Here is a 15,243-nt window from a genome sequence, read left to right on the forward strand (position 1 = left end):
TGTGTTAATCATGTATTATTCTTCGTAGCCAATTTTGCGAATACGGCGGTTTTCACGGTCACCTATAAAGAAACATTCTCTTTCTTCATCGTATACGATTCCTTCAGGATGATTGAAGCGTGCTTCTTGGCGTAAATCACCATCATTATATCCGGAAGTTCCATTACTGCCTCTACCAGCAAATGTCGTTACTCGACCTTGTGGTGTTAAGATACGGATACAGTGGTTTTCTCTATCACAGAAATAAAAGTCATATTCATCGCTGCTCCCTTTGTATGCTGGATTCTTTACGAATGTACCTTGTCGGGGAGCATGCATGCGGGCTTTTTTACCAACTCCATCTACCCAATCTTTGGCACCCTGCTGACCACAAACAATATATGGGGTGGTAAGGCGCTTTGTCTTCCAGTCATAATCAGAACGTAAGATGTAATGTTGATTAACTACTACAATGTATGCATAGTTTCCGCTAGGGTGGAATTGGATATGAAACTCCCATCCACTATCTTGTATCGTAAACAAAGGGGTAGTTTCCTGAGTTGTAAAATCATATCGAAACACTTGACCAGCATTCCATGAATTGAAATATAATTCTCCATTTATAGGATGAGTTTCTGCACCATTACAGTTTTGACCTTTTGTCAATTCTGTTATAACTTTGAATCCTGATTCACGTGTAAGAATATAATTGTTCGGTCTATCATTATTATTTTGGTCATTGGTAATAATCATGCTGTCAGCTTCATGTGTCCAGCAGATGGTACGTACTTTGCTTAATCCACTATATACGGTACTTACATATTCTTTTTCAAAGTCAATCAAACGGGTAGGGTGCTGTTCACCCACTAGATATAAATGATTGTGATTTTTGGGATCAAAGGACAACCAAACAGCACCTCCAAAGCCACCACAATCATCAAAAGGTCCATCTTTTAAATCATATTTGGTGTTTCCATCATACATTGTTCCTAGAAATGTTGTAACAAGCATCTTCTTTTGATATACAAACTTCTCATTGGCTTCTGTATTTGCAATTTCTTCACCTTCATCGTTGAGAATACTTAATTTAATATCTCCATCATAAGCTTTAGCTGGCACAACACAGTAGAGGCTTTTTCCTTTTGCTCCTACAACTTTGGAGTCTTGTCCACCGATAGTTACCTTTATTTTAGAAATATCACTTCCGAAGTTTTCTCCATACAAGAGCATTCGGGTTCCAAGTCCTCCTTCTTTTGGACTGAATTCAGAAATGACAACAGGCTTATTCGGATCAAAATCTCCTGTTGCGTCATCATTATCTTTGCAACTTGCAAAGATAAGTGTAAGTAAAGCCAGTACTACCCATTGAGTGTACTGACAGCAACTTTTGGTCTTACTTTTCATTTTCATAATACATTGGATTTTATTGGTAAAAATATTTGTATGCATTTTTACAGATTATTTGAATTCTTATTCACTAGTACTTTCATCCAATATCCTCCGATTACAGAACGAGCCTTAAAACCAGTCATTTTGCCTGTTTTCGTATCATGCCAATCACTGATAGGTACTCGTGAAGTCGTTTCATTGATATATTTATAGAGAGGATTTATAAACTTTTCAAAAGTAGCCTGATCCGGAGACATAGTTGCAGTCCACATAATCCAGTCAGACTTTGTATACTCTTTGCGGGAGTCCAATGGCAATCCGTAAGGATTCTGTTTTGTCAAATAGTAACTTACTTCCTTGTCGATTACATTATTGGGGAACAAATTCAGATTCCACATCTTGTCCCAAATCATATTATACTTTTGGCTCCAGGTATTCTCACGGTCGAAAGCAAGGCGGTAATGATCACCTTCATTTGCCATTTCTTCCCATTTCACCGCCATTTTCTTGGCTATACCTGCATATTTCTCTGCAACATCATATAAACCAAGCATATGCGCCATTTCGCTATATCCGGCTACACCCATGATCGCTTTTACTGAAAGATTGGCATTATGAGCCCAATGACCGGCGAAGTCATCCGTGCATAATTGGTTCTCCGGGTCCTGTCCATACTCTACGAGATAGTTTGTCCAAGTAGTTAAGAGATCCCAATATTTTTTTACATAGTCAGCGTTTCCTTCGATTTTGCTAATAGCAGCAGCAAGAATTACCATGTTACCTCCTTCTTCAATTGGCATGTCACCTCCATACACTTGACCATTAGCAATAGGATAAGTCCCTAAATCGTGTGCTGGAAAAGGTTTGTTCCAACGACCGCTAGCACTATACTCAAAGATGCTAGTCATCATAGCTTTCTGTAATTCAGGGTTATAAACCAAAAATAGTGGTGCGGATGGATAAGTTAGGTCTACTGTATTTACACAACCATTACTGTTGTTTTCTTTAGAGAACCATAACAAGTTACCTTCTTTATCAGTAAAGAGTTTATGAGCAGAGATCACTTGGCGATAAGATGCCGAACAGATTTCTGCATATTTTTTGCCACCTGCCTTTTCTGCATCGTCATAAATAAGTTCGTCAAAGGCGCGACAACGTTCCATAATAGCCTGATAGTTGTCTCTCAATTTTTCGAAAGCATCGAAGATAGTCACTTTGCCATCATGCTTCCAATAGCCCATACGCTTCTCGTACATATACTCAATAGAGTAAATGTCATCATAACCAAGCATCATGAATCCTTCTTTCCCGCTATTGGAGACAGAACCGAGATTGTGAACATATGCCATAGCCGGATTATCTTCCTCTTTACGAGTTGTCCATTTAGTCTTTGTAGTGGCTAATGTACCATTTTTCACGAATGATTCTTTCATTCCGTAATAGTCTCCCAAACTGACTGATTTACCTGATCCATTCGTACTAGCAAGATATGCATAACCCCAATCAGCACAAATCAAGTCACCTCTTCGGTCACATATTGGTTGATCGATTGAACCTGCTTCTACATAACTGATACCATTCTTTGATAAGGTACGAGCAACAGTAGGCTGGTTACTTTCGTTAATAGCCAGTTCAGGAGTTGTCTCCATATAGAATTGTACATCATGAGTTTTTTTATCTAATGAACGTACATGATAAGAAACATAGTTTATAGGAGTTGACAATAAATCAAGATCATCAATTAATTGAGGAGCGGTAAACACGACATCAAGCTCTACAGGACCACAAGTGAAAGTATAGTAGGTGGAAGTAGCCAATACGTCTACAGATTTCTGAACAGCTTCATTTGCAAACTTAACAGCATTTTCCTTCTCACGAAACAATCCGAAATCGACATATGAACCACCTGTAGTATTGTGGCAATGGGCAGCGATTACGTTCTTACCTTTACGAAGTTTCTTTTTTGCTTCTTCTGAAAGTTTCAGATATACATTATTCTTCCAGACAAGTCCTGTAGAAACAAGCTTTTCCCCATTTAGATACAACTCAAATACATCATCATGGGAATAGATCAGATAAATATCTTCAGCGATATTCGGTTCATTAAAATCGAAAGTGCGACGAATGTAGATATCGGTATTGTCTCCTTTCCATTCTGTGTGAATACGTTCCATATCACGACTACCAAACGCTGCTTTACCTTTCTTCCAATTGCTATCATCAAACTGAAATTCTTGCCATCCGTTTGATGGTTGGCTGTTAGTGTACGCTGCTTCCCAACGTTCTACATTAGTCATAGGAGCAATAGGTACCAGATTAATTTTATCTTTCCCCAAAAAACGATATACTTTTCCGTCAACACGCAGAGCACCCAATAAAGGTTTCTTCGCACTTGTCCAATGCTCTGTACTACCTTCCATTAATTTATCATAGGGTGACCAGATCGAAAAATAAGGATCTGAAACGATAATAGGCACCGACGGAGCACGTAGCACTATATCTTTTGCAGGTTTTAATAAGTCAACGGTCTGGGCATTTGCCAACAAGCCGACTGAAAGAGCCATTATGGCTAGCAATTTCTTCATAAATATTTGCTTTAAATTAATCTTCAAATCCAAGGTTATCCATCCATCAATCTTATTTACCTCATAAAAAAACAAGCCCTAAGTATTCTTTTAAATCCACTTTTTACCTTAATACTATCTCACCTTTGAATAATTGCAATCTTTATACCCGTTTTCCTATACCTTTAATATATAATATCAGTACTGTCATATTTAGGATGAAATGTTATGGAGAAGCGGCTAACAAATCGTGTATTTCTAGCAAATATCGAGCTTTAACAAACTCTTTATTTTCCATAGTATCTCATCTTGATGACACAAAATAATGGAATTAATAAAAGAAACAAGGAAAATCTGTGTTCAAGAAAGGACAAAATCTATTCTTTTTTGGATTTCAAACGTTCTTTTAACATACGGAATAGGGGCTCTGACGTTGTTTGAGCAGTATTTATCCTTTTTTGAGCAGATTTTATCCTTACCAACCCAAAATGAAGGTCTATTAATTGATGACTTCTAACTTTAACAAAAGAGATATTGGTCATTTCAGATAGCTTTCGTAAATTTGCAACACGAATGCAATACTGATTATACCATCGCAAAATATATACCATATATTAAACCCAAGTACGTTACCCAAGAGGGAACTACTGTCCTTTATGTTCGATATAATTACAATCGGAACAAGCGCACGCTTATCTCTACCGGATACAATATCAAACCGGAACATTGGGATGCAAAAAGGAAATGGATTAAGCGTGCATGTCCCCATTATGAAGAAATTGATGCCTGCTTGATTAAGATAACATCTAAGCTCGGTGATATTCTCACCTATGCTAAAGTAAACGGCATAGATCCGACAGTTGATTTTGTCTTGCTTGAATTAGAAAAGAACAGGGAATATGATCTGCGTCCTAATCGGGTAGATATGTTTGATGCATTAGAACGGTATATAGTGGAAAAAGCACCATCCGTCTCTGCAGATCAAATAAAAGACTATCGAACACTCCGCAAGCATCTGACCGCCTTCAAAGAATACTCATCACAACCTGTAACATTCCGCAACTTGAATCTGACATTTTACAACGAGTTTATGGATTATCTATTTCATAAAGTAGTAAAACCAAACGGAACTGTAGGGCTGCTCACCAATTCTGCAGGAAAAATCATACGTTTGTTGAAAGGCTTTGTTAATTATCAAATAGTAAAAGGAATTATTCCACCGATTGACCTAAAGAATTTCAAAGTTGTAGAAGAGGAAACCGATGCTATTTATCTAAATGAAAAGGAGCTGGCTGCAATATACGAACTTGATTTATCAGATGATAAGCAATTGGAAGAGATACGGGATGTATTCATTACCGGGTGTTTCACAGGATTACGATACAGTGACCTTTCAACTTTAAGTCCTGAGCATATTGATTTGGATAATGAGAATATAAATCTCAAACAGCGGAAGGTACACAAGGCTGTAGTGATTCCCATGATTGATTATGTGCCCGAGATTCTTAAAAAATATAATTATGATTTGCCTAAAATCCCACGATACATGTTTAATGAGAGAGTCAAAGAGTTGGGGCGGAAGATAAAATTGAGCCAAAAGATTGAAGTTGTCCGCAGGAAAGGTAAAGAGCGAGAAAAGAGGGTATATGAGAAATGGGAAATGATCTCTTCCCATACCTGTCGGCGATCGTTTTGTACAAACATGTATCTATCTGGTTTTCCTGCAGCAGAACTAATGCGTATATCCGGACATAAAAGTCCATCTGCGTTTATGCGATATATTAAAGTGGATAATCAGCAGGCTGCTAAAAGACTAAAAGAGTTGCGTGCCAAATTAGCCAGATGAATTCCTTAGGGAGATAAAACTATAACCATTTTTAGAATAAGACAACAGGCGTTAGTTTCCTCGGAGGAAACGCCAGTTCCCTTTAAAAGGAACGGTCGTTTCCATTAAAAGGAACGTCCGTTCCCTCACCGGGAAACGACAGTTTCCATTCCAAGAAATGACAGGAAACTATAAGTTGCTGATGTGTACTGGTTTTAGTTGACAACTTCGTTTGTTATAACTGAATTAGTTTACTCAATATACTTTAATATCTAAATAGGTTTACTTTTGTTATTCTTATTCCTATGTTAGTTGTCTTTTGTTGGTGCTTGCAAATTTATGCATCTTCCTTTATTTACGCAAGCCTTCTTCAGGAAAATGTAATGTTGCCAACAACCAAAAACTCTTCGGTCGGGGATCGCCCTAGCGGCAAGGGGCGGGACCACCCGTCCCGACGAGCGGGTATTATGCTGTTAATCCTCCCGTTTCGCTGACCACTTCCATAGGTGTCCTCATGTTTATCCCTTGATGAGGCCGCACATGATTATATACATATACAGCATCTTCAATGCGCTTGCTTACTTGCTCGAAGCTCTCATCATCACAGTCGAATAGCCAACCGTTTTTAATGGTGTTGTTCATTCTTTCAGCCAATGCATTATGTAAAGGATCACCACACTGCGTCATACTGATGTTGATTTGATGCTCTTTAAGCCTCTCTACATATTTATTTGAGCAATATTGGACACCCCGGTCGGAATGATGAATAAGAGTGCTCATGTCTATGTGATACTTCTCATAGAATGATATTGCCATCTCCAAAGCTTTCAAGGGCCCCTCCGTCTCAAGAGTTTTGTAAAGCGCATATCCCACGATGGCACGACTTGACGCATCGGTAAGCAACGAGAGGTAAGCCCAGCCCTGACCGGTGTTTACGTAGGTTATATCCGCCACTACCATAGCGCCCAATCTTGTAGCGACAAATTTGGGTGCAACATTCAACAGATCGGGGTAGATATAGTAATTATGGTTCGAATTCGTTGTTTTAGGACGCTTGCGACTTGTACGTTGACACAAACCATTGGAGCGAAAAATGTCATAACAACGATCACGACCGATAACCATCTTTGGTCCAAACTTACTCACGCAGCAGGCGTATAACTCGCGCATACCAGCTTTGGGCATGAGTTCCAACAGTTCTTTGCAGTACAACACGATGCTTGTGGTAAGGATATCAACCTCCAAATGTCGGTTCACATGCTTGTAATAACCTTGTCGGGTTATGCCGAAGTAATCACAGAGGAACTTTATACAACCACGTTTGCGTCGGGATGAGTACCTCTGTGACAAGGTGTCGATTACTTGGCATCGGAGTTTTTTCGTACCTTGATATGATACGTGGATTCAGCAAGATTGATGAGTTCTTCGCACGCCTCGTGACGTAAACTCTCATCAGCAAGAGCCCGATGAAGTTTACGGTTCTCAGCACGCAATAGCGATAGTTCTTTCTGGAGCTCAGAAATACTAGAATCAATAGCATCGCTATTTACTGGTTTAGAGGATCTACCCATATCTTTGTCTTCTATTTGATACTTGTTAAGCCAATAAGTAAGAAGCTTGGCACAAAAGCCGTGACGCTTACAAAACTCAGATTTGCTCTCGGGACTTGATAAATACTCACGAATATAAGACATTCGTTCATCATCACTGTAATAGTTGTACTTCTTTTTCGAATATTTCATCTTTATTTTCGATTTTTGAAGTGTCAACTTATTCAGTACACTACATGCTGATATCTAGCCATATAAAGTACTATCGGTAATATTATAGAGTTTATGTTCATGTCCAAACAGATATGCTTCATTCTTACATCGTTAGAGCATTTAGACAGATGAAAATAAAGTTTTTAAATAAATCTATAAGGAACTGCTATTCTAATATATAAGACAAGTATCTCATACTTCCTATAATTCTTTTCTTTCTGTAACTTATTTATTCATGTATAATACATAGAATTACAATACAAACGCAATACAATTCAATCATAATCCATTAATTAATAGGATGTTAATGTGTTTGCGGGTCGTTTGGACAGGACCCGGAGAACCAATTATGCACGGATGACTTCGCCGGTCATTGGGCCCATAATGCCAATCTTTCAGTAAAAGCGATCATGGGTGTAGCCGGATATAGCGAAATGGCGCATATGCTTGGTTTATATGATGTTGCAGAGAAATATGCAGGTATAGCCAAGAAAATGGCGGTGAAATGGGAAGAAATGGCAAATGAAGGTAATCATTACCGCCTTGCTTTCGACCGTGAGAATACCTGGAGTCAGAAATATAATATGATTTGGGACAAGATGTGGAATCTGAATTTGTTCCCCAATAATGTAATCGACAAGGAAGTAAGTTACTATTTGACGAAACAGAATCCTTATGGATTGCCATTGGACTCTCGCAAAGAGTATACAAAGTCTGACTGGATTATGTGGATTGCAGCTATGTCTCCAGACCAAGATACTTTCGAACAGTTCATAAATCCTCTCTATAAATATATCAATGAAACGACTTCACGGGTACCCATCAGCGACTGGCATCACACAGATAGTGGGAAATGGGTTGGTTTTAGAGCTCGCTCGGTAATAGGAGGTTATTGGATGCAGGTATTGATGAACAAAGTCATGAATAATCAGTAATTTAAATCTAATTTATTATGAATTTAAAAAGTAACAAGAAAAGTAAGTTTTGGTGTATACCATACGTCATGCTTACATTATTAGCCTTTTTTTTAGGAAGCTGTGATGATGGAAAAGAAGTATCTCCTATTACAGGTAGTGGAGGAACTCCATTCAATCCTGCTTTTCCTATTCGTATTGATAGTATTTACCCTAAAGCAGGCTCTGCAGGGCAAAGAGTACTTATTTATGGAGAGAATTTTGGAAATAATCCTTCCCAATTGGAAGTTTATATTGGTGGTCAGAAAAGCTCGGTTGTAAATGTAAAGTCTACATATATGTATTGTCTTATGCCATCAAAAGCCTATGAAGGTGATATACAGGTTACGATAAAAGATGGAGAAAAAACATATACTTCTGAAAAATCTGATGTGAGATTTGAATATCAACGATTAAAAGTAGTAAGTACTTTACTTGGTGAGGTTAATCCACAAATTTCCGATAAAAAGAAAAATTTTGAAATAAAAGACGGGCCTTTTGATAATTGTGGCGGTGTTGCTAATCCTTGTTTTATGAAATGGGATCCTGAGTACCCTGAGTTGTTATATTTTGCTGAGGATACATCTGTTGACCCTGAAGGTGTTACAGGTTCTGGTATACGCTGTATTGATTTCGGACGGCAACAATTATATACTATTCTTCCTAGGAGTGAGTATGGAGGGTATGAGCGTGGGCGTTCTATTGATTTTTTTAAAGATAAGGACGGAGTGTATCATATGGTTGTGGCTACATCACAAGCTAATGCAACTAATCCTGCGGTCTATATGTTTGATCGTGTTTCAGATACAACTAAACCATGTGGTTTTAAATGGTCAAATAGAAGAACAATTGTGAATTACAATGGTTGCGCATGTGCAGCAATCCATCCCCAAAACGGTGATTTATATTTTACTCATTTTCAGAAAGGTCACCTTTATAGAGTAAAAAAAGATATTCTTCAAGAATTTGTTGACGGAACCCGTACTACAGCTGTTTCACCTGGGACAGGGGCGGACTATATGTTTACCGTCCAAGATAAAGAATGGGAATTTAATATAATTATTCATCCAACAGGAAATTATGCTTACCTTATGGTTATTAACAAGCACTATATTCTTCGTTCTGATTATAATGGGGAGTCTTTTACTACTCCTTACGTGGTAGCAGGAAGCGCTAATCAAAATGGATATGTAGATGCTGTTGGGAATTTAGCTAAGTTCGATTCGGCATACCAAGGTGTATTTGTAAAGAATGATAATTATAAAGGTGAGATAGATGAATATGACTTTTATATTGCAGATAAACATAACCATGCTATCCGAATTTTAACTCCACTGGGACAAGTCTCAACATTTGCAGGTCGAGGAAGCGCTAGTTTAAATTCTAATCCTTGGGGGTATGTTAATGGGGATTTGAGAAAAGAAGCTCGTTTCGAACGTCCTAAAGCTATTGCATATGATGAAAAGACAGGAATAGTTTATGTAGGTGATGCTTATAATCACCGTATCCGTAAAATAGCTTTAGAAGAATTTAATGATTAACACACTAAAATATGAAAAAATTATTTGTCTTATGTACTATGTTGCTATGGGTGGCTATAAACGCCTTGGCACAGCAAAAGATTAGTGTCTCTGGTATTGTCACAGATGAGAATAAAGAACCGGTCATTGGTGCTAATGTTAGTGTAAAAGATGTCCCAGGGCTAGGAACAATCACAGATCTCAACGGACGATATGTAATTAAAGTGGAACCTTACAATCGCTTGGTATTTTCTTATATTGGTTATCAGTCACAAGAAGTTCTAATAAAAAATCAGTCAAAAGTAAATATAGTACTAAAAGAAGATGTTACCAATGCTATTGACGAAGTGGTTATTACTGGTACTGGAGCTCAGACAAAATTGACTCAGACAGGGGCTATTACAACAGTAAATGTAGATCATCTGAAAGCTAATCCGTCTTCTAGTATCGTAAATACATTAGCCGGTAATGTCGCTGGTGTTTTGGCAATGCAGACTTCCGGACAACCTGGTAAAAATGTATCTGAGTTTTGGATTCGTGGAATTTCGACTTTTGGTGCAAGTACTAGCGCGTATGTCTTGGTTGATGGCTTCGAACGCAGTATGGATGAAATCAATATAGAAGATATTGAATCCTTTTCAGTTTTAAAAGATGCTTCTGCCACTGCTATTTATGGATCAAAAGGCGCGAATGGGGTAGTATTGATTACAACTAAACACGGTAAAGCCGGTAAAATTAATATTACCGCAAAAGCAGAAACGACTTATAATATGCGTACGATCACTCCTGAATTTGAGAATGGGGTAAATTATGCAAATTTTTTAAATGAAGCACGTATTACTCGTAACTATGAACCCGTTTACCAGCCTGAAGAGTTGGATATTATCCGTCTTGGGTTAGATCCAGACCTCTATCCGAATGTGGACTGGATGGATTTACTATTAAAGGAGGGAGCGTGGCAACATCGGGTAAATCTGAATATGAATGGTGGTGGAAATACTGCACGCTATTTTGTATCTTTCAGTTATTTGGACGAACAGGGTATGTATAACACGGATAGCTCGTTAAAAGGAGATTATAACACGAACGCTGATTATCGCCGTTATAATTATCGCATGAACACAGATATTGATATTACAAAAAGTACACTTCTCAAGTTAGGAGTTTCCGGTTATTTATCCAAAAGAAATAGTCCGGGATTGGGAGATTCTGATGTATGGGGAGAACTTTTTGGATATACTCCAATAAGAACTCCGGTATTATATTCTAATGGCTATGTACCTGCCGTCGGTACGGGTAATAAGACTAACCCATGGGTAGCGGCTACCCAAACAGGTTTTAATGAGAATTGGAAAAATACTATTCAAACTAATGTAACATTGGAGCAGAAACTAGACTTCATTACTAAAAATCTGAAATTTGTAGGACGTTTTGGATATGACACATATAATGATAATACTATCAAACGTCATAAATGGCCGGAACAATGGCTTGCGGAACGAGCTCGCAATGAAGAGGGTGAATTAGTATTTAAAAAGATTTCCGGTGCAGGAAATATGGCACAGGAGAGTAGTTCAAGTGGAAATCGTCGTGAATTCTTAGATTTGACGTTAAATTGGAACAGAGCGTTTAAAGCACATCATCCTAGCGCGACATTGAAATATACCCAAGATGCTTTTGTTAAAACGGTTGCTTTGGGAGATGATTTAAAAGAGGGAGTGAGTAGACGAAATCAGGCTTTGGCAGGGCGCTTTGCTTATAATTATAACTATCGATATTTTGTTGACTTCAATTTTGGTTACAACGGTTCGGAAAATTTTGCGAAAGGACATCGTTTTGGCTTTTTTCCCGCATATTCTCTGGCATGGAATATTGCAGAAGAGAAAATAATAAAAAAGCATCTGAAATGGATGAATATGTTTAAGGTTCGTTATTCTTATGGTAAGGTCGGTAATGATAATGTAGGAACCCGTTTCCCATATCTTTATTCAATTGCCGATAACTATAAAGAAAATGATCAGACGAAATATTATGCAGGTTACAACTGGGCCACTTATGGAAGTAATAAATCTTATAATGGTTTACGCTATACAAAACTTGCTTCTAATGATATAACATGGGAAATAGCAACCAAAAGCGACCTTGGTATAGATATGGCTTTATTTAATGACAAATTCACAGCTACGATCGACTATTTTGATGAAAGTCGTAGTGGTATTTATATGGAGCGTGCATTCTTACCAGGAATGGTTGGTCTGGATGGCAATAAACCTTATGCTAATGTGGGTGAAGTAAATTCAAAAGGGTTTGATGGAAACTTTAGTTATAAACAAAAAATTAGTGATGTTAAGTTCACTGTACGTGGTAATATCACATATAGTAAGAATGAAATCATAGAACGCGATGAAGAGAACAATGTTTATGCTTATCAAATGAAAAAAGGGTATCGGGTTAATCAAAATAGAGGCTTGATAGCTTTAGGATTATTTAAGGACTATGATGACATTCGTAACAGTCCTACACAGAAATATGGTCCTGTAATGCCCGGTGATATTAAATATAAAGATGTAAATGGTGATGGTGTTGTCAATGATGGCGATATCGTAGCTATTGGTTCAACTAGTAAACCAAATCTAATTTATGGTTTAGGTCTTTCTGCTACCTGGAAGGGATTGGATGTAAGCTTACATTTCCAAGGTGCCGGTAAATCTCAGTTCTTTACTTATGGCAAATGTATATGGGCTTTTACAGAAGGACAATGGGGTAATATTCTTAAAGGAACGCTGGATAATCGTTGGGTGGATGCGGAGACTGCACAAAAGCTTGGCATCCCTGCTAATGAGAATCCGAATGCATCATACCCTCGTTTGAGTTATACGGATAATGGTAATGGTAATACAACGATCTATGAATATAAAAATAATTACCGTAATTCGACATATTGGTTGCGTAATGGTTCATATGTCCGTCTGAAAACGATTGATGTCGGTTATACTCTTCCGAAGAAGATCGTGAATAAGATACATTTTAATAATGTACGTATTTTCATGACAGGAACTAATTTACTGACATGGTCCAGTTTTAAACTTTGGGATCCTGAAATGGGGGCTTCACGTGGTGAGCAATATCCATTAGCTAAGTCTATAACACTCGGTTTAAGCGTTAACTTATAAAATTCAGAACAATAAAATGAAAAAATATATATTATTGATAATTATAATCGGTTTCGGGACTACATCATGTTCTGACTATTTGGATTCAGAATACATTTTTAAAGATCGTGAATCTTTGGAGAAGATATTTACAGATTATGATAAGACCGAACAGTGGTTGGCACGTGCATATTCATTCCTTACCGGGCAATGCTGCGATGTAGGCAGTAAACGCAATACTCCGTTTGTGTTTGACGACTGTATGTACTATGGTGATGATGATGTTACCATAGACGCATCCAAAGGTGGAAACATGTCATATAATAAGTTTCATGAAGGAGGGTATGACGAAGGTGCTTTCCAGGATACTTGGGATCGCTGTTATAATGGTATTCGTCAGGCTACGATTTTCATGCAGAATGTGGATATGAACGATAAATATAAACCTGAAGAGATTGTTGATCTTAAAGCGCAAGCGCGTTTTGTTAGAGCTTATTTTTATTGGATTCTTCTTCGTAAATATGGGCCGATACCTCTAGTTCCGGAAAATGGTTTTAACTACAATGACTCTTATGATGATGTCGCTACACCACGCAGTTCTTATGATGTTTGTGCCAATTATATTGCAAGTGAAATGGTAATAGCAGCTAAAGATTTGCCATTGACGAGAGAGCAACTTAGTATAAACCGTCCGACGCGGGGAGCGGCTTTGGCTACCCGTGCATTAGCTCTATTGTATGCTGCCAGTCCGTTAACGAATGGTAATAATGATGAATATGCACAACAATTGCTGGATGATAAAGGTAATCGTTTGCTTTCTCCTGAATATGATGAAAGTAAATGGGCAAAAGCAGCTGCTGCCTGCAAAGATGTAATGGAATTGAATGTATATAAGCTTTATACCACAGGTATCAATACCGTGAATACAGGTGCTTTTCCGGCAACTATAGCGCCTCCACATCACGATGTATATTCAAATGAAGATTTTCCGAATGGATGGGCGAATATTGATCCATACGAATCATATCGTGCATTGTTTAATGGAACTGTGTCATCAGTAGATAATCCTGAACTGATTTTTACTAGAGGGCAGAACATCGGTGGTGAACGCATTAAGGATATGGTAATTCACCAACTGCCTTCCGTTGCTAAAGGATGGAATACCCATGGAATGACTCAAAAACAAGTAGATGCTTATTATATGAATACTGGAGACGATTGTCCTGGAATGAATTCTCAGTACGCAGGATACCAAGCATATAAGGATCGTGTAGACAATCGCCCGCGACCAGTCGGCTATACTTCAAACGCACAGGACTATAAACCGCTTTCTGCAAATGTTTCTTTGCAATATGCAAATCGGGAACCACGTTTTTATGCTTCTGTTGCTTTTAACGGTGCCAGATGGTATTTAGGAAATGAATCTCAGCAAGCAAATCAGAATAAACAAGTATTCTACTATCGAGGTGGAGGTAATGGTTATTCCAATAATATGTTTTGGCTGCGTACAGGTATTGGAGTGATGAAATACGTGAACCCAAGCGATACTTATGAAAATAGCGACGGAGCCAAAATTATTGATAAAGATGAACCAGCTATTCGTTATGCCGATATTCTGTTGATGTATGCAGAGGCATTAAACGAATTGACTACATCTTATGAGGTTTCCTCATGGGACGGAATTAAAGCTTATACCATTAACCGTGATCCGGAAGAAATGAGAAAAGGAATAAAACCTGTGCGTATGCGTGCCGGTGTACCGGATTATGATACTCCTATATATGATAACCCTGCAAAATTCCGTATTAAACTGAAACGTGAACGACAGATTGAGCTCTTTGCTGAAGGGAAACGTTACTATGATCTTCGTCGTTGGAAAGATGCAGAATTGGAAGAGTCAGTGCCTGTTTATGGTTGTTATACTTTTATGACTGAAAGTCAGAAAGATCTTTTCCATACACCGGTACCCATATCTAATCTTTCAGCAACTTTTTCATCCAAAATGTATTTCTGGCCTATAAAACATGATGAATTGAAACGCAACAAACGTTTAACTCAGAATCCTGGTTGGACTTATAATGATTAATTAAAAAAGAAA

The 15,243-nt window shown here is 37.9% G+C and carries 8 protein-coding genes and 1 pseudogene; 5 read left to right on the forward strand and 4 right to left on the reverse strand.

The annotated features are described in order from the left end of the window. Window positions 1-15: 15 nt before the first annotated feature. Both BT_RS17580 and BT_RS17585 read right to left on the reverse strand, forming a co-directional pair. Complete coding sequence (locus BT_RS17580; RefSeq protein WP_008767664.1) at window positions 16-1,389, reverse strand: IPT/TIG domain-containing protein; 1,374 nt, start codon at window positions 1,387-1,389, stop codon at window positions 16-18. 41 nt (window positions 1,390-1,430) lie between these two features. Continuing rightward, on the reverse strand, window positions 1,431-3,953 hold the full coding sequence (locus tag BT_RS17585; protein ID WP_011108848.1) for a glutaminase family protein: 2,523 nt from the start codon (window positions 3,951-3,953) through the stop codon (window positions 1,431-1,433). A 541-nt stretch (window positions 3,954-4,494) separates the two neighbouring features. Here BT_RS17585 and BT_RS17590 point away from each other — a divergent pair. Then, a complete protein-coding gene (locus tag BT_RS17590) occupies window positions 4,495-5,778 on the forward strand; it encodes a site-specific integrase (protein ID WP_008767676.1) in 1,284 nt (427 codons plus the stop codon). 444 nt (window positions 5,779-6,222) lie between these two features. Here BT_RS17590 and BT_RS17595 read toward each other — a convergent pair whose 3' ends face one another. Both BT_RS17595 and BT_RS17600 read right to left on the reverse strand, forming a co-directional pair. Continuing rightward, entirely contained in the window at window positions 6,223-7,107 is an 885-nt protein-coding gene (locus BT_RS17595; RefSeq protein ID WP_008764101.1) for an IS3 family transposase, read from the reverse strand. Between the two features lie 8 nt (window positions 7,108-7,115). Beyond that, a complete protein-coding gene (locus BT_RS17600) occupies window positions 7,116-7,499 on the reverse strand; it encodes a transposase (RefSeq protein ID WP_008763908.1) in 384 nt (127 codons plus the stop codon). A 344-nt stretch (window positions 7,500-7,843) separates the two neighbouring features. Here BT_RS17600 and BT_RS17605 point away from each other — a divergent pair. From BT_RS17605 to BT_RS17620, 4 genes and pseudogenes are all read left to right on the forward strand, one after another. Then, a pseudogene (locus tag BT_RS17605) lies at window positions 7,844-8,455 on the forward strand (glutaminase domain-containing protein); the annotation flags it as partial. A 17-nt stretch (window positions 8,456-8,472) separates the two neighbouring features. Next, a complete protein-coding gene (locus BT_RS17610; RefSeq protein WP_008767674.1) occupies window positions 8,473-10,014 on the forward strand; it encodes an IPT/TIG domain-containing protein in 1,542 nt (513 codons plus the stop codon). Between the two features lie 11 nt (window positions 10,015-10,025). Continuing rightward, window positions 10,026-13,166 (forward strand): SusC/RagA family TonB-linked outer membrane protein, encoded by a 3,141-nt coding sequence (locus BT_RS17615; protein WP_008767673.1) that lies wholly within the window; start codon window positions 10,026-10,028, stop codon window positions 13,164-13,166. A gap of 16 nt (window positions 13,167-13,182) precedes the next feature. Next, on the forward strand, window positions 13,183-15,231 hold the full coding sequence (locus BT_RS17620; RefSeq protein WP_008767672.1) for a RagB/SusD family nutrient uptake outer membrane protein: 2,049 nt from the start codon (window positions 13,183-13,185) through the stop codon (window positions 15,229-15,231). Window positions 15,232-15,243 lie beyond the last annotated feature (12 nt).

The organism is Bacteroides thetaiotaomicron VPI-5482 (genome assembly GCF_000011065.1).
Classification (GTDB): domain Bacteria; phylum Bacteroidota; class Bacteroidia; order Bacteroidales; family Bacteroidaceae; genus Bacteroides; species Bacteroides thetaiotaomicron.

Bases quoted from the DNA above. Each gene is read 5' to 3' on its own strand.
- BT_RS17580 (WP_008767664.1), bottom strand. From the start codon at position 1,389: ATGAAAATGAAAAGTAAGACCAAAAGTTGCTGTCAGTACACTCAATGG.
- BT_RS17585 (WP_011108848.1), bottom strand. From the start codon at position 3,953: ATGAAGAAATTGCTAGCCATAATGGCTCTTTCAGTCGGCTTGTTGGCA.
- BT_RS17600 (WP_008763908.1), bottom strand. From the start codon at position 7,499: ATGAAATATTCGAAAAAGAAGTACAACTATTACAGTGATGATGAACGA.
- BT_RS17610 (WP_008767674.1), top strand. From the start codon at position 8,473: ATGAATTTAAAAAGTAACAAGAAAAGTAAGTTTTGGTGTATACCATAC.
- BT_RS17615 (WP_008767673.1), top strand. From the start codon at position 10,026: ATGAAAAAATTATTTGTCTTATGTACTATGTTGCTATGGGTGGCTATA.
- BT_RS17620 (WP_008767672.1), top strand. From the start codon at position 13,183: ATGAAAAAATATATATTATTGATAATTATAATCGGTTTCGGGACTACA.